The sequence below is a fragment of the Mesorhizobium sp. ZC-5 genome, from assembly GCF_025753855.1.
In the GTDB taxonomy this organism is placed as follows: Bacteria; Pseudomonadota; Alphaproteobacteria; order Rhizobiales; family Rhizobiaceae; genus Neomesorhizobium.
Genome location: NZ_JAOWPT010000004.1, coordinates 393,696 through 409,483 on the forward strand (window position 1 = coordinate 393,696; position 15,788 = coordinate 409,483).

Annotated in this window: 13 protein-coding genes; 4 read left to right on the forward strand and 9 right to left on the reverse strand. The window is 64.6% G+C overall.

What is annotated here, in order from left to right:
- Positions 1-29: 29 nt before the first annotated feature.
- The 8 genes from OHD58_RS14070 to OHD58_RS14105 all read right to left on the reverse strand — a co-directional run bounded on the left by OHD58_RS14070 (position 30) and on the right by OHD58_RS14105 (position 9,247).
- Entirely contained in the window at positions 30-1,244 is a 1,215-nt protein-coding gene (locus tag OHD58_RS14070; protein ID WP_263803994.1) for an FtsX-like permease family protein, read from the reverse strand.
- The gene (locus tag OHD58_RS14075) at positions 1,241-1,954 is read right to left on the reverse strand and encodes an ABC transporter ATP-binding protein (protein ID WP_263804231.1); all 714 of its coding nucleotides are present in this window, start codon (positions 1,952-1,954) and stop codon (positions 1,241-1,243) included. Before OHD58_RS14075 ends, OHD58_RS14070 begins: the two co-directional genes overlap by 4 nt.
- Positions 1,955-1,959: 5 nt before the next feature.
- On the reverse strand, positions 1,960-2,403 hold the full coding sequence (locus OHD58_RS14080; protein WP_263803995.1) for a hypothetical protein: 444 nt from the start codon (positions 2,401-2,403) through the stop codon (positions 1,960-1,962).
- 9 nt (positions 2,404-2,412) lie between these two features.
- Positions 2,413-2,898 carry a copper chaperone PCu(A)C gene (locus OHD58_RS14085; RefSeq protein WP_263803996.1) on the reverse strand — a complete coding sequence of 162 codons (486 nt, stop codon included), beginning with the start codon at positions 2,896-2,898 and terminating at the stop codon, positions 2,413-2,415.
- 69 nt (positions 2,899-2,967) lie between these two features.
- Positions 2,968-4,485: an alkaline phosphatase gene (locus OHD58_RS14090; RefSeq protein ID WP_263803997.1), complete on the reverse strand. Its 1,518-nt coding sequence runs from the start codon at positions 4,483-4,485 to the stop codon at positions 2,968-2,970.
- A 119-nt stretch (positions 4,486-4,604) separates the two neighbouring features.
- A complete protein-coding gene (locus OHD58_RS14095; RefSeq protein WP_412177215.1) occupies positions 4,605-5,138 on the reverse strand; it encodes a glyoxalase superfamily protein in 534 nt (177 codons plus the stop codon).
- A 283-nt stretch (positions 5,139-5,421) separates the two neighbouring features.
- On the reverse strand, positions 5,422-7,740 hold the full coding sequence (locus tag OHD58_RS14100; RefSeq protein WP_263803998.1) for a glucose/quinate/shikimate family membrane-bound PQQ-dependent dehydrogenase: 2,319 nt from the start codon (positions 7,738-7,740) through the stop codon (positions 5,422-5,424).
- 172 nt (positions 7,741-7,912) lie between these two features.
- Positions 7,913-9,247: an Ig-like domain-containing protein gene (locus tag OHD58_RS14105; protein ID WP_263804001.1), complete on the reverse strand. Its 1,335-nt coding sequence runs from the start codon at positions 9,245-9,247 to the stop codon at positions 7,913-7,915.
- Positions 9,248-9,488: 241 nt separating this feature from the next.
- Here OHD58_RS14105 and OHD58_RS14110 point away from each other — a divergent pair, with 241 nt between their 5' ends.
- A complete protein-coding gene (locus OHD58_RS14110) occupies positions 9,489-12,335 on the forward strand; it encodes an ATP-dependent helicase (protein ID WP_263804002.1) in 2,847 nt (948 codons plus the stop codon).
- A gap of 186 nt (positions 12,336-12,521) precedes the next feature.
- Here the strand turns inward: OHD58_RS14110 and OHD58_RS14115 are convergent, their stop codons facing one another.
- On the reverse strand, positions 12,522-13,172 hold the full coding sequence (locus OHD58_RS14115; RefSeq protein ID WP_263804003.1) for a phytochelatin synthase family protein: 651 nt from the start codon (positions 13,170-13,172) through the stop codon (positions 12,522-12,524).
- A gap of 215 nt (positions 13,173-13,387) precedes the next feature.
- Between OHD58_RS14115 and OHD58_RS14120 the strand changes: the two genes are divergently transcribed.
- The 3 genes from OHD58_RS14120 to OHD58_RS14130 all read left to right on the forward strand — a co-directional run bounded on the left by OHD58_RS14120 (position 13,388) and on the right by OHD58_RS14130 (position 15,657).
- Entirely contained in the window at positions 13,388-13,882 is a 495-nt protein-coding gene (locus OHD58_RS14120) for a hypothetical protein (protein WP_263804004.1), read from the forward strand.
- A gap of 94 nt (positions 13,883-13,976) precedes the next feature.
- Positions 13,977-14,324, forward strand: coding sequence for a hypothetical protein (locus OHD58_RS14125; RefSeq protein ID WP_263804005.1), 348 nt, complete (start codon positions 13,977-13,979; stop codon positions 14,322-14,324).
- Positions 14,325-14,697: 373 nt separating this feature from the next.
- Positions 14,698-15,657 carry a hypothetical protein gene (locus OHD58_RS14130; RefSeq protein ID WP_263804006.1) on the forward strand — a complete coding sequence of 320 codons (960 nt, stop codon included), beginning with the start codon at positions 14,698-14,700 and terminating at the stop codon, positions 15,655-15,657.
- Positions 15,658-15,788 lie beyond the last annotated feature (131 nt).

The window sequence follows — 15,788 nt, forward strand, 5'->3', positions numbered from 1 at the left end:
CCGTCGCGCTAGCGTTCTGAGATAGGCCGCTACTGCCGCAGCGCGTCGATCACCGGCCGGCGGTAGATCAGCATCGCCGGCACTGCGGCCAGGCACGCGCCGACGATCAGCAGTGCTCCGACCAGCCTGAATTCCGTCCCACCGATCGTCGCCTGCATGGCGACGCCGCTCGCCTCTGCCAGGAAGTGCGAGATGATGCCGGCAACTCCCCAGCCGAGCAGCAATCCGCCAAGTGCGCCGGCAGCAATCAGCAGGGTCACGTAGCTCCACACCGTCAGGAAGATGAACAGCCGCGAGGCGCCGAGCGCTCTCAGCACCGCGAAGCGCTGCCGCTGCAGGTCGAGTAGCGCCAGTATGCCGGCAAGGATCGCCGCGATCACCAGCACCTGCGTCGCCAGCGTCAGCGCGCCCATGATGCGGCGCACGTCGCCCATCAGCGCATAAAGTTCGACCAACACTTCCGCCGGGAAAAATGCGGTGGAGTCCGCCGTCCGGTAGGCGTTGCGCAGGCCGTAGGCGGCCGGCACCGTCTGCGGCTTGACGATGACGGCGGGCATGCCCGGCAATTTGCCCGCCTCGAACGGCGGCCCGATATGGGTGTCGCCGTCGGCATGGCCGGTGCCCAGCCCGTGCACATACCAGTTGAACTCGATCGGCGTCACGACGGCGCCGTCCCACGGTGTTCCGGTCGGCTGCAAGCGGCCGACGACGCGCAGTTTCTGCCCATGCAATCCGCCGGCTTCATCTTCCGGCGAGGCCGCGCCGTGTCCATGGCTCACCTGCAGTTCCACGCCGATCGGGTGCGGCGACAGCGCGCCGACGACAGCCTCGTCGAGCCGCTCGAAGACACGGCCCTCCGCGAGGCCCCCGCCCGACAGATGCAGCGCGAACGGCGCGGTGGTGCCGACCACCGGGGCGCCGTCGAGATTGTCGCCGAAGCCGATAGGCGCCACGATCTCGGCTTTCGGCTCGGCGAGAAGCCGCGAGAACACCGCCGGCGACAGCAGTTCGACCGCGCTCGGCCTCAGATAGACCACGCTGAACAGCACGTCGGTCGGGCTGCCCGGCGCCGCCACCACGAGGTCGAAGCGGTCGGCGGCGCGCGCGCTGCCTTGCCGCAGCGCCCTCTCCTGCGCGCTGATCGCGATTCCCAGCGCCACCGCGAGCGTGATCAGCGCCACGAACAGCAGGCTGGTCATGCGGTTGCGGGCAAGCATTGCAAGAACCAGCGGCAGCGGGTTCATGACACCGGCTCCGCGATCTCAACTTTTGTCGCCGCGATCCTGCCGTGATCGATCCGCACCACACGGTCGCAGGAGTCGAGGAGATCGGCGTCGTGCGACGCGCAGATCACCGTCTTGCCGTCCTCCGCGGCTAGCCGGCGCAGCGTCGCCACCACATTATGCCCGGCCGCCGCATCGAGGCTGGCCGTCGGCTCGTCGGCAAAAATCACCGGCGGGTCGAACAGCAGCGCCCGCGCGATCGCTACACGCTGCTGCTCGCCGCGCGACAGCAGCGCCACCCTTGTCCGCTCGCGTGGCACTTCCAGCCGGTCGAGCAATTCGGCGGCGCGTCGTCTCAGTCCGCGCACCGACCATGACGAGAACCAGCCGCCGACAAGCACATTGTCCTCGGGGCTCATTTCTTCGATCAGGTGAAAGTTCTGGAACACGAAGCCGGCATTCCGCCGCCGCCAGCCGTCGCGCCGCGCCTCGCCGAGCAGCGCCAGGTCGTCACCGTTCCAGCGGATCGATCCGGCGTCCGGCCGCATCAGGCCGGAGAGAAGGTAGAGAAGCGTCGACTTGCCCGAGCCGGACGGACCGGCAAGCGCGGTCACCGAGCCCGGCCGCGCCTCGAGCGCGGCGATGTTCACCGCCGTCATCCGCCCCTTGCCCGCCTCGGGATAGGTGAAGACAAGCCCTGAGGCGGCAAGGCTTTGGCCAGTAGACGTCACCGCGCTCAACGTTTCTCGTAGGTCGCGCCGGTGATGCGGATCAGGCTGACGAACTGCGTCTCCGGATCTTTCCAGAACCCGAGTTCCAGCCTTCCCTCGACATCGATCAGGTCGGTGTAGCGCACCACGTCGATCGCGTCGTCGCAATAGGCGACCACCAGGTCGTCCGGCCATTGCGCTTCGCTTTCGCAGAACGGGCATACCGACATCGGCAGCTTGGTCAGCACGAAGAAACGCACTTCCGGCTTCAGCGGCGGCGCCATGTAGCCGGTCATGCGCACGGTCTGGTTCTTCAGCGCCAGCGTCTGTTCCGAGAGCTGGTCACCACGCGCATAGAGATCGCGGAATTTCAGATCGGCAATCGCAGCACTGGCGGCGCCGATGGTTCCCGGCAGCAGAAGCCCGGCGGCACCCGCGGGAATGGATTTCAGGAAGTCGCGCCGCTGCATGCCGGCCTCCTAGTGAGCGTGTCCGGCGTGCGAATGCTGCGTCGCATCGGCCGCTTCGATTTCAACCTCGAGCTCAACCGTACCCGCTTTCTCGAACCGGATCATCAATTCGAAATCTTCGCCTTTGGCGAGGTTCCCGGCCAGCCCGCGCAGCGCGATCGCCATGCCGCCGGGGTCGAGCACGGTCTCACCCGTGCCGATGTCGACCGGCCCGAGCGGTGTCGTGGCGCTCACCCCGTCCTTCATCGTGATGCCGACCGGTTCCGCGCCGGCCGCCTTGTCGGTTTCGGCCGAAAGCAGACGGTCCGCTGCGCCCTTGTTTTCGATTTCCATGAAAACCAGCGTATCGCCGCCGGCCGCCGCGGCACGCGCCCAGGCGTGCACGATGCGGATGTCGCCGGCGGTCGCGACGTGCTTATGCTCTTCGGCGCCAAGCGGCGCCACCAGCATCGTCGACGAGGCCAAGGCCAGCAGCGTCTTTTTCAAAAAGGGCATCACTACTCTCATGCGTGAAGAAGCCGGCCGCCAGGAAAAATCCGGCGGCCGGCCGGCAGTTTGCGGGTGTTACTTCACGGAACCCGTGGCCTCGGGCTTGGCCCGCGCCGGGATCTGCGATGCATAGGACATGACGTGGTAGATCAGGTTCTGCTCGACCACGCCGCGGAAGAGATGCGCCCACGGGCCGGCCGCGAAGATCGCCACGTCGTCGCCGGCATGGGTTTCGCTCTCGCCGAGCGGCACCAGCGCCTGCTGCAGATAGTCGATGTCGGTGGTGTCGACGTCCTTCAGGTCGGCGCGCGGCTCGTCCAGCTTGGCGCCCGGACCGTTGGCATAGGTCAGCGTGGTGTAGGCCTTCTTGTCTTCGCCTTCGCCGGCGATGCCGAGGATCGGATTGTTGCGCTTCGGATAGCCGTTGATGGTCAGCGTGTGGCTGTGGTCGGCGGTGAGGATGATCAGCGTTTCTTCCGGGTTGACCTTGTCGTAGGCGGCCTGCACCGCCTGCGCCACGGCAACCGTATCGACCAGCGCGCGAGCAGCGTTGCCGGCATGATGGGCGTGGTCGACGCGGCCGCCTTCCACCATCAGCACGAAGCCTTCGTCGTTCTTCGACAGGATGTCGATGGCCTTGGAGGTCATCTCGGCGATCGAAGGCTCGCTGCCCTTGTCCTTGGCGCGGTCGGCTTCGTACTGCATGTGCGAGCGCTCAAACAGGCCGAAGAGATGGCCGGTCGTGGCCGGGTCGACGGCATCGAACTCGGTCTTGTTCCAGACATAGGCGCCGTCATTGTACTTGGCTTTCCACTCGTCGACGAGGTTGCGGCCATCCTTGCGGGCGCCCATCTTGTCGGTCGCTTCGGGGTCGGCCACGGTCTCCGGCAGGAAGTTCGAGCGGCCGCCGCCGAGCACCACTTCAAAGCCGTTGCCGGCGCTCCAGTCGATCAGCTGCGCGGCGATGTCCTTGCAGCCGTTCTGCTTGGCTTCGTCGGAAAGGCTGGTGTCATTCTCCCAGTCGCGGCCTGCGACCTTGGCGTAGGTGGCAGCCGGCGTGGCGTGGGTGATGCGCGCCGTCGAGATGATGCCGGTCGAAAGCCCGGCACTTTCCGCCTGTTCGAAGATCGTGGTGACTTCGGCGCCCTTCTGGCTGGCGCAATTCTCCAGCGTCACCTTCTGCGACACGCCGATCGTTCCGTTGACCGACTTCACTCCCGTCATCATCGCGGTCGCGGTCGGCGCGGAATCGGCGACCTGGGCGTCATGCGTGTAGGTCTTGGAAAGCGCCACGTAAGGCAAAAGCTTCTCGAACGAGAGCGAATTGGATTCGCCGTCGACGCCGCGTTGCTGGCCTTCATAAATGCGGGCGGCGGTGATGGTCGGGATGCTGAGGCCGTCGACGACGAACAGGATCACATTCTTGGCGCGGCCGGTATTTGGCTGCTCCGCCAGCTTCGAGAAAAGCTCCTGCTGTGCCGACAGGAAATAGCTGTCGGTCGCCTGCGGCAGCGGCGCCTGCTGCGCAAATGCCGCCTGCGTGACCAGCGCGACCGCGGCGCCGCTCAAGAATATCGTCGTCAATCTTTTCATGAGATCATCCCCATACGAAACGGAACCGAGCGCGAAGGGTCCTCCGCGCCTCGGCCGATTGTTAGCCGCTCCAAATGACAGTGATGTGTAAGCCGGGGCGGCTCTCGCGTCGAACTTTATCAGCGCGGCCCGATGACCTCCATGAAGCGGATGCGGTTGCCGAAAGGATCGATGATGGCTGTTTCCAGCCGGCCGTCCTCATCCTCGATGCCGGGCTTCATGTAGCGGTAGTTTTTCCCGATCAGTTCCTTCTGGAATGCCCTGATGCCGGTCATGTAGACGACCATGTTGCCGCCGGGGCTGGCGTCGCCGGCATGTTCGGTCAGGTGCAGCCGGAGTCCGCCGCGCGATACCTGCGTGTAGAGCGGGAAATTGTCGCCGTAGCGGTGCTCCCAGTCGACCTTGAAGCCGAGGAAGCCCAGATAGAATTCGTGCGCCTTGGCGACGTCGAAGATGCGCACCATCGGCACCGCCTGCTCGAAGACGATGCCGTCCTCATTCGCCCCGGCACCCGCATCGCCACCCTCGCCGATCCTGGCGGAAAGTATATTCCAGGTGGCAACACCGAACTGCTTCGCCACGATTTCCAGCGCCTCGCTGTGCGGGATATCCACATCCTTCGCGGCCAGCGCCTCGCGCATGGCTTTCGCCATTGGCATCCTTGAATGTACGCATATTGATTCCGATCCTTCTGGTGCGGCGAAGAATGTCGATCAGTGCCCGCATTGCTGATGCCTTCGCCGGCCAAAAGAGACCAGGTGGAAGGAAAATCCGCCGCATTCGCCATGCCCTTGCGGGCGCGGACTGCCGGCTGCGTCGATGCCGTTCATCGAACGCTAGCGGGCTCCGCTTTCGGCGTCAAGAAACCGGCATCGAGCGATCGCCGAACGTCCAAACAGCGCCCGGCAACCGGCATCACCCGAATATCAACGCCACCTATTTCGGCAGCGTATAGGCCAGCACATAGTCTCCCGGCCTGGTGCCGACCGAGCCATGGCCGCCCGCCACCATGACGACGAACTGCCGTCCGTCGGCGACGGTATAAGTCATCGGCGTCGACTGGCCGCCGGCCGGCAGCCGCGCCTGCCAGAGCTGTTCGCCGGTGGTGAGATCGTAGGCGCGCAGGAAATCGTCGACGGCGGCACCGAGGAAAGCGACGCCGCCGGCGGTGATCATCGGTCCGCCGATCCCCGGCACGCCGACCTTGAACGGCAGCGGCAGCGGGGTCATGTCGCGCACCGTGCCGTTGCGATGCTTGTAGGCGATCTTGCCGGTCCTGAGGTCGGCGCCGGCCACGTAGCCCCATGGCGGCGCCTGGCAGGGAATGCCGAGCGGCGACAGGAACGGTCCCATGATCACCGCATAGGGCGCGCCCTCGTTGAGGTTGAGCCCCTGTTCGCTGCCCCTGCGCTCGCCCTGCGGCGGCACCTCGGCACGCGGCACCAGCTGCGATTTGAAGGCAAGATAGGTCGGCATGCCGAACATCACCTGCCTGACCGGGTCGACGGCGACGCCCCCCCAGTTGAACGTCCCGAAATTGCCGGGATAGACCAGCGTGCCTTGCACCGACGGCGGCGTGTAGCGGCCCTCGTAGCGCAGCGAATGGAATTCGATGCGGCAGGCGAGTTGGTCGAACAGCGTGATGCCCCACATGTCGGCGCCGGTCAGCGGCTCCGGCATGAAGGTAAGGTCCGAGACAGGCTGCGTCGGCGCGGTGAAATCCTCGGCGATGGCGCCGGTCGGGGCCGGTACCTCGCTCACCGGGATGATCGGCTCGCCGGTGCGGCGGTCGAGCACGTAGATGTCGCCCTGCTTGGTCGGCCCGACCAGCGCCGGCACGACCCCGTTAGGCGTGGTGATGTCGATCAGGCTCGGCTGCGCGGGCACGTCCATGTCCCACAAATCGTGATGCACGGTCTGGCGCGCCCAGCGCACCTGCCCGGTGTTGAGGTCGAGCGCGGTGATCGAGGAAGAGAAGCGTTCGACCGCCTCGCTGCGCCCCATGCCGAGCTGGTCTGGGGTCTGGTTGCCGAGCGGCAGGTAGACCAACCCGAGTGCCTCGTCGGCGCTCGCCGTCGACCACATGTTGGGCGAGTTCTGCGTGTATTCTTGACCCGCCGGCAGCGGCGCCGTCTCCTCCGGATTGCCCGAATCCCAGTTCCACACCAGCGTCCCGGTCTCGGCGTCAAATGCGCGGATGACGCCGGACGGTTCATCGATCGAATAGTTGTCGTTGACGGCGCCGCCGACGATGATCTTGCCGCCGGCGATCAATGGCGCCGAGGTCGAATAATAATATCCTGCCTTCGGATAGGGCATGTTGGTGAGCAGGTTCAATGTGCCGGCCTCGGCGAAGCTCGGGCAGACCTGGCCGGTTGCCGCATCGAGGGCGATCAGCCTTGCGTCCGAGGTCGGCAGGTAGACGCGTTCGGCGCATGGCTGCCCGGTTGGCGTTGCCGTGCTGCGGTAATAGGAAACGCCGCGGCATGTCTGGTGCTGCCGGTCGCTCTCCATTCCCGCCTGCGGATCGTAGCGCCATTTCTCCGCGCCCGTCGCCGCGTCGATGGCGATAGCGAGATTGTGCGGCGTGCAGATGTAGAGCGTGTCGCCGATCTTCAGCGGCGTCACCTGATAGGTCGTCTCGGTGACGTCGTCCGGCCGGCGCACGTCGCCGGTGCGGTAGGTCCAGGCGAGTTCCAGTTGCCCGACATTTTCCGTGGTGATCTGGTCGAGTGGCGAATAGCGCTGGCCGAACTGCGTGCGGCCGTAATACTGCCATTCCCCGTCCGGCATGTCGGTCGTCCCGAGGTTTGGCTCCGCCGCTACCCTTTCCGTCGGCAGTTGCCCGGCGAGGCCAAGCGGATCGACCGAGATGGCATAGCCGGCGACGACAAGCGCCGCCGCGACCGACAGCGCCAGTCCGGCCGCCGCCACGCCGGCGCCACGCAGCTTGCGGCGTACCCACGGCGTCAGCAGCCACAGCGCGCCGAGCACGACAACGCCGCCGCGCGTGCCGAGTTGCCACCAGTCGAAGCCGACCTCCCAGACCGCCCAGGCCAGGGTGCCGATAAGCAGCAGCGCATAGACCCACAGCGCCTCGGCCTGGCGGCGATGAAGGAGAAGCGCCGCCAGCAGGAAGCCGATGCCGCCGGCGAGATAATACCAGCTGCCGCCGAGCGCGATCAGCCAGGCGCCGCCGCCGGCGAGGAACAGTCCGAATGCCAGAAAGATGAGCGTGGTGAGAGCGATGGCCAAGGGTCTTCTCCTGGGTAGCACCGCCCGGAAGCGATGATGATCCGAATCGAACGTTCGGAGGCCCGCCCGTTCCACAACCCGCCCGCCGACCGCCAGCTTCCAACCATCTGGCGGCTCTGTCATCGGCAACGCTAGTCAAGGCCGCGGAAAGCGTCAAGAAACGATGGCTTGCCTAAAAAATCACGAAATCGTCCGCGGTAAGCCATGTGCAGTTGCCCACCGTCGCGAATTTCACCGCGTCCACGCCGCCGGCACCGTCCGCGTCGTACAGCAGATCGCCCTTGTTGTAGATGATACGGTCGCTTTCGTCGCGAGCGGTCTTGCCGATGACGAAATCCTCGGCCGCGAGCACGCCTGCCACCAGTCCCGAAAATACGGAACTATCCAGTTTGATGACATCTTCGGCCTGATGGAAATCGACGATATCGTCATAGTTGGCGCGGCCCGGCGCCACGTCGAAGACGAATGTGTCATCGCCCTCGCCGCCAAACAGCGTGTCGCGGCCAAGGCCACCGGAAATCTGGTCATCGCCCGCGCCACCGCGCAGCAGGTCCTTGCCGGCGCCGCCGTCGAGGGAATCGCCAAACTGGCTGCCGGTGATACGGTCGTTGCCGCCCATCGCCGCCACCAGCACCGCGTGATCGTAGGATTGATAGCTGACGGTGTCCTTGGCGTCGGTCAGCGTGATCGATTGGGGTGGCGGAACCACGGTGATGGTGATGGTCGCCAGATTGCTGTTGCCCTGGCCGTCGGTCGCGTAAACCGTAAAGGTGTCGGTGCCTGTAAAGCCGGCCTCGGGGGCATAGTCAAACAGGTTTCCGTTCAGATATGCCCCGTGATAGTGCAGACTGTCGAAATAACGGCCCTGATGGAACGGGTAGTGGCCCTCTTCAAATTTCGTCTCCTGTGCCAGCGCGCCATGGTCCGGCGCGTCCACGACGATGAAGCTCAGCAGATCGTAGTCGAGATCCGCCGCGCTGAACTTGATGTCGTCGAGCGATTGCCCCGGCGCCAGCGTGAAGTTCAGGTTGACGACTGTGGGCACGTGGTTGACGAAGCTGTCGGGTTGAAGCTCCCCGTCCTCCAGGATGATTTCATGCTGGCCGTACTGGGTGTTTTCGCCGCCGAAATATTCGTTGGCGCCTAGCCATCTCACCGTGATGTCGTCGGGGCTTTCGGCCGTAACCGAGATGATTTCGGTCGAGAGATAGGCGGCCTGATCCGCCAACGTCCGGATATAATTGCCCTGGTTGTCGAAAACCATGGTTTCCACCGTCGTGAATATCTCGGTTCTGCCGTCATTGGTGAACGTGGTGACGGTGAAGAAGCCGTCGAACACGTCAACCGAAGCCAGGTCGACCGAACCAAAGGGAAAATCCGTCCGGGCTCCCGTTGGCCCGATCACGTCGCCGTCGGTTTCGGTGATGCTGAACAGGACCGCGTCAGGGCTCTGGTTCTCCGTGTCTTCCCATACCGTGAGCTCACTACCGTTGCTTAAGGTCGGCATCATTTTCTTCCTTGGTTGGGGCGGGAACCCAGCGCTGATATCCCTCAGAGGCACATGAGTGAATAATTACAGCCATCATACTACACTGTGATGAAGTTCGGGAACCGGGACGTTTCTTCCGGCCGGCCGGAATTGCGGCGGCGGGCCCGCTTGCATCTCCGAAACGTCGCCCGGTTCTTTCCGGCACAAAACGGCAACGTTTGCTGGCCTTTCCGCCCCGAATCACTACATTCGAGGTCTGATGTCAGGTTTTCCGGACGACATGCCGTTTTTCGACGAGGACGTTCCGCCCCCGTCGCGCCAGCCCGCGCCCGCTCCGTCGGGCGGCGGCATCGCCGCGCGCGCCATGGCCGCCCGCCAGGGCGGCGCGCCGGACTATCTGAAGGGCCTTAACCCGGAACAGCGGCTCGCCGTCGAGACCACCGAGGGCCCGGTGCTGGTCCTGGCCGGCGCCGGCACCGGCAAGACGCGCGTGCTCACCACCCGCATTGCCCATATCCTGGCCACCGGAAAGGCCTTCCCGTCGCAGATCCTCGCCGTCACCTTCACCAACAAGGCGGCGCGGGAAATGAAGCAGAGGGTCGGCTTCCTCGTCGGCGAGGCGGTCGAGGGCATGCCGTGGCTCGGCACATTCCACTCGATCGGCGTCAAGCTGTTGCGCCGCCACGCCGAACTCGCCGGGCTGAAATCCGGCTTCACCATCCTCGACACCGACGACGTCATCCGCCTCATCAAGCAGCTCATCCAGGCCGAGGGGCTGGACGACAAGCGCTGGGCGCCGCGCACCTTCGCCATGATGATCGACGGCTGGAAGAACAAGGGCCTTGGCCCCGCCGAAATCCCCGAGGGCGACGCCCGCTCCTTCGCCAACGGCAAGGGCCGCCAGCTCTACCAGGCCTACCAGGACCGCCTGCTGACGCTGAACGCCTGCGACTTCGGCGACCTGCTCTGCCACCCCATCCGCATCTTCCGCCAGCACCACGACGTGCTCGCCGAATACCACCGCAAGTTCAAATACATCCTGGTCGACGAGTACCAGGACACCAACACCGCGCAGTACATGTGGCTGCGCTTGCTGGCGCAAAGGCCGAAAGCTACTGCCTTTACCTCCCCCTTGAGGGGAGGTCGCGCCGAAGGCGCGGGTGGGGGTAATCTTGCGGCTGACGCCGATACCCCCACCCCGTCGCTGCGCGACGACCCTCCCCTCAAGGGGGAGGGTGACTGGCGCTCTTCGGCCGAAGGCCGCAAGCCCGACCGGGCGTCGGGCGCCCCCGCGGAGGCCAGCGAGCGTAGCGAGCGAGCGGCCGCGAGCGAAAACAAATCGCAGCAAATAAATATTTGCTGCGTCGGCGACGACGACCAGTCGATCTACGGCTGGCGCGGCGCCGAGGTCGACAACATCCTGCGCTTCGACAAGGATTTTCCGGGCGCCACCATCATCCGGCTGGAGCGCAACTACCGCTCCACCGCGCATATCCTCGGCACCGCCTCGCATCTCATCGCCCACAATGAGGGCCGTTTCGGCAAGACGCTGTTCACCGAGCAGGACGCCGAGGACGACGGCAAGGTCAATGTCCACGCCGCCTGGGACTCGGAAGAGGAAGCCCGCGCCGTCGGCGAGGAGATCGAGCGCTACCAGCGCAACGGCCACAAGCTCAACGACATGGCGATCCTGGTCCGCGCTTCCTTCCAGATGCGCGAGTTCGAGGACCGCTTCGTCACGCTTGGCCTCAACTACCGCGTCATCGGCGGCCCGCGTTTCTACGAGCGCCTCGAGATCCGCGACGCGCTGGCCTTCTTCCGCGTGGTCGCGCAAGGGGCCGACGACCTCGCCTTCGAGCGCATCGTCAACGTGCCGAAGCGCGGGCTGGGCGAAGCCACCATCCGCCAGATCCACGACACGGCGCGCGCGCTGCGCATCCCGATGCTGGAAGCCGCCGCCAACCTCGCCGAGTCGGACGAACTGAAGCCCAAGCCGCGCGCAGCGCTGCGCCAGGTCGCCGCCAATTTCGAGCGCTGGCAGAAGGCGCTGGAAACCACCCCGCACACCGAGCTCGCCGAGATCATCCTGGAGGAGAGCGGCTACACCGAGATGTGGAAGAACGACCGCTCGGCCGAGGCGCCGGGCCGGCTGGAGAACCTGAAGGAGCTGATCCGCTCCATGGAGGAATACGAGAGTCTGCGCTCCTTCCTCGAGCATGTGGCGCTGGTCATGGACGCCGAGCAGAATGCCGAGCTCGACGCCGTCAACATCATGACGCTCCACTCGGCCAAGGGCCTCGAATTCGAGACCGTCTTCCTGCCCGGCTGGGAGGAAGGCCTGTTCCCGCACCAGCGCGCGCTCGACGAAGGCGGCCGCTCCGGCCTCGAGGAAGAGCGCCGCCTCGCCTATGTCGGCGTCACCCGCGCCAAGAAGAATCTGCACATCTGGTTCGTCTCCAACCGCCGCATCCACGGCCTCTGGCAGTCGACCATCCCCTCGCGCTTCCTCGACGAGCTGCCGGAAGCCCATGTCGAGGTGCAGGAAGGCGGCAATTCCTACGGCGGCTACGGCAATTCTTATGGCGGCGGCCGCGGCGGCTTCGGCGCAGGCCGACAAAACCCCTACGGCGCCTCGCGCTTCGACAATCTCGACACCCCGTCGGGCGGCTATTCCGCGCGCGGCGACCAGGCCTCCTCTCCCCGTCGGGGAGAGGGTGGTTCGCGCAGCGAACCGGGTAAGGGGGGCCGCTCGTTCTCAAACACCTATGCGACGCCTGGCTGGCAACGCGCTCAAGCGAACCGCACCGAGGCGACCGACCGCAACTGGGGCACCCGCTCCGGCCACGCGGTGGAGCGCATCGGCTATGGCGAGACGGACTCCGGCTACGGCGCCGGCCGCGGCTCGGTCAAGGGCCGCACCATCGACGGCGAACTGGTCGCCAAATCCGTCTCCACCGAGCCCTCCCCCTTCAACATCGGCGACCGCGTCTTCCACCAGAAATTCGGCAACGGCAACATCGCCGCCATCGACGGCAACAAACTCACCATCGACTTCGACAAGGCCGGCCAGAAGAAGGTGCTGGACGGGTTTGTGACGGGGGTTTGAGAATTTCTCCGGGGGACAGTTTACTTTCTTTCCGCGGAAAGGCATCGACAGTTGAGGTTTCGAGCAAGCGGAAAAAAGTAAACTGTCCCCTGCGTGTCTCTTTGACATCCCTCAAAAAACAGCCACAGTATCCCAAGCAACGGGGCACGGCGGTTGATCTCGTCTCCTCGCCAACACCGCACCCCCTCACTCCACCACCAGCATCCCCCGCTTCTTCTCCCCGTCCAGCGTGTTCATGGCGTCATAGAGCCGCTTGCGCTCGACCAGCCAGGGTTTGAACGCCTCGTTGACGTCAAGCACCAGCACCAGGTCTTCCTTTTCGAGATAGCCGCCGATGGGCGAATGATGCCCGGCGCCGGCCCCAAAAATTTCCTTGCGCCTGAAATTGATGATGTAGCGGCGCGACGGGTCGTTTGCGCGCCGCAGATGGTCGAGAAACGCGTCCTCGGTGAGGTCCCGCAGCACCGTCACTTTCCGCTCGGTGTGCGCCTGCGCCACGCCGGCCAGTTCGTCCAGCGTCAGGCCGATGATGCACCAGCCCGTCCAGCAGAGCCCGGTGCCGTCGAGCACAGCGGCCTCGGTCGTCTCCTCCTCGCCCATCGAGCGGTAGACATTGGCCACACTTGCCGGACCGCAGCGCGACGCGTTCGATTGCCACGTCAGGTCTCGGCCGAAGGATGCGGCGACGGGCAGCGCGAAGGCCTGCTCCATCAGCGCCGGCGTCCGCGTGACGGCGGTGCGGATCGCCTCCTCGGGCACCGAGGGCGGACGTGCAAACAACGCCCCGCCCGCCAGCAGGCCCAGGACGGCGACAAGACCGACAAGCAGGCGCCGCATCGCACACCTCTCACGCGATCAGCATCGGACGATGCCGGTACGGATGCAAGCGCTGGAGCGCGTCCTGCCGCTCCTGTACTCGGCGGTAAACTGGTGGCCAAACCCGTCTCCGCCGAGCGATGGATTAATGGGAGGGGTATGAGCCTTTCTTAAGCCCCCTCTTGCTTTTGTAACTAAGCATGACAATCCTGTGTAAAGGATTTCTGGGGGCGACTATGAACTTGGCAAAAGCACATCCTGTCGAGAACGAGTTCGGTGAAATTGAGACTAACGACGTTGTGATTAGAAGTTACACTTCGATCGGAACTGTCCAAGGCTATGGAAAAGTGGAGATTGAAGCCAGAGAAGCTGTTATTCCAGACCGAAGGCACGCGGCTTATTTTGTAAAAATTGGACTCCAAACCGCTGACGAGTTCCCTCAAACAGCAGCAGCGCTAATTCAATATGACAATGTTCCTAAACTTTTGACATCTCTTGAAAGGCTCGAAAAGGCTGTAATCAAGACTGACCGCTTCGCCTACTCAGAAATCGAATACGACGTCGATGGTTTGAGAATAATTGTCTTCAATGACGCACGCGGAAAAATCATGTTTGTGATTAGCGCTATGAATGTTTCAATCCATTTCAGTACAATTGCAAGCCTCACGACGCTTCGCGGTCTTATTGAGCGAGCTTATAAACACCTCGACTGCTTCAAATTGGATTTTTGATTATACTATTATATTCCGATAATTCATGTTTAAGGAAACGTGACGACTTATTATTTTCCTGCTATAATCTTGAAAAGAACTAGAGAATTCTACCGTGTCCAACGCACCTCAGGCAACCCAGCAACCCGGCAGCATCTGGTATTTCTTCCTCTTCTTTTGCGCCTATCTGATCCTGCGTTTTCTCTCGGGCCTGTTCATTCCGGGCGGCGAGTGGCCGCTGTCGCCGGCGCATTATCTGTCGATGGCCGTCGACCTCGGGCTGCTCCTCGGCGTCTTCGGCGCGCGCTCGCAACTGTTCGCGAAACTGCCGGAGATGGATACGCGACGCCCCATCGCTGGCATCCTGTTCGTCGCGGCGGTGATTTCCGGCGTCGGCCTGCTCCTGATCCGCTTCACCAGCGACCAGGCTTGGTGGACCGGCCACCTGCGCGACGGGCTGTAGCCTCTATCTCCCCTCATCCTGAGCTTGTCGAAGGGCTGAGTTTGTCAAAGGGCGGGCTTGTCGAGGGACGAAGGACGCCCCTCTCCGTCTCGGCTTCGCCTCGCCACCTCTTCCCGCAAGCCGGGGCGAGGAACTGCTGCCGCGATGTCGGCGCTTCTCCAGCCTGGGTACAGCGCCTCTCCAGCCTGGGTTCCTCGCCCCCACGAATGTGGGGGAGAGGTGTCGAGCGTAGCGAGACGGAGAGGGGGCGTATGCTCTCAACCTGCGCGCTGCTGCGCCCTTGTCAGCATCTGTCAGGAATGTTTTCCCAAGATTTATCCACCGCCTTCCAGCCCCCCCGCATAATCCTTCTCGCAATCTGGAAGGAACGGCAATGGACTGGACCCTGGCAATCGAGCGGAACACGGAGGCGCTGAAGCGCATCCTGGCGGTGCTCGTCGCCATGGCCGGGCTGGCCGCCGCTCATCCCGGATTCCCCTCCCCCTTGAGGGGAGGGGTTAGGGGTGGGGGTACCCTGCCGCGCCATCTCCACACCACCGTGCTCCGCCTGCTCCGCCCTGCCGAGTCCGCCGTACGGCGGCTCATCATCGTGGCGGCCCGTGGGATCGTGGTGGCGCCGCCATCGCCGTCGCGCCGGCGCAAGGCGAAGTCTGCGCCGACGATCCTGCGCAACGGCATCGGAACCGGCATCCTGATGCCGCCCGCACCCCCACCCCTTACCCCTCCCCTCAAGGGGGAGGGAGGCGTCCTCGCCGCACAAGGTCCAGCAGCGAACGCGTCAAGCGCAAACGCGCCAAAATCCCCCTCCCCCCTGAGGGGAGGGGTAAGGGGTGGGGGTAAGAGCGCATCTACCCCCACGCTCACGCTGCCGCTTTTCGACAGACTTCCGCGCTGGAATACCCGTCCCCGGCGTCCCGTCCCCACCAGCGTGCCGCGCATCTCGGTGCCCGGCTACACCACGCCGTCTCCCATCGTGCCCCGCCGTCTGCCGTCGCCCGACGACCCGGTCGACGCCACCCGTCTCGGCCAGCGGTTCGCAGCCCTGGCCTCGGCCCTCGACGACCTGCCGCGCCAGGCAAACCGCTTCGCCCGCTGGCGCGCGCGTCGCGATGCGATCATCGCGCAGGAAAGAAACGGCGATGCCGCCGCGCAAACCGGAGAACCGCGCCGACGCAGTCGCCTGCACCGCATCTGGCCGCTGCGTCCCGGCCGCCCGCCCGGCCAGCATCCCAGGCGGGGCCGGAAAAAATCCGCGCACGAGATTCACGAAATCCTGAAAGACCTGCACGGCCTCGCCTTCGACGTCCTGGAGGAGCGCCGCGACACCTCCTGACGGGCACGCGCGGCGAACAAGGCGCTCCTGATCTCCCCCCTTGTGGGGGAGAAAGCGTTTTCCTGTGCTTGCGAGCGGGCTTGTCCCCGAGCAAGTGCTTGGAAAACGCAAGAGAGGGGATTTGAAGCGCC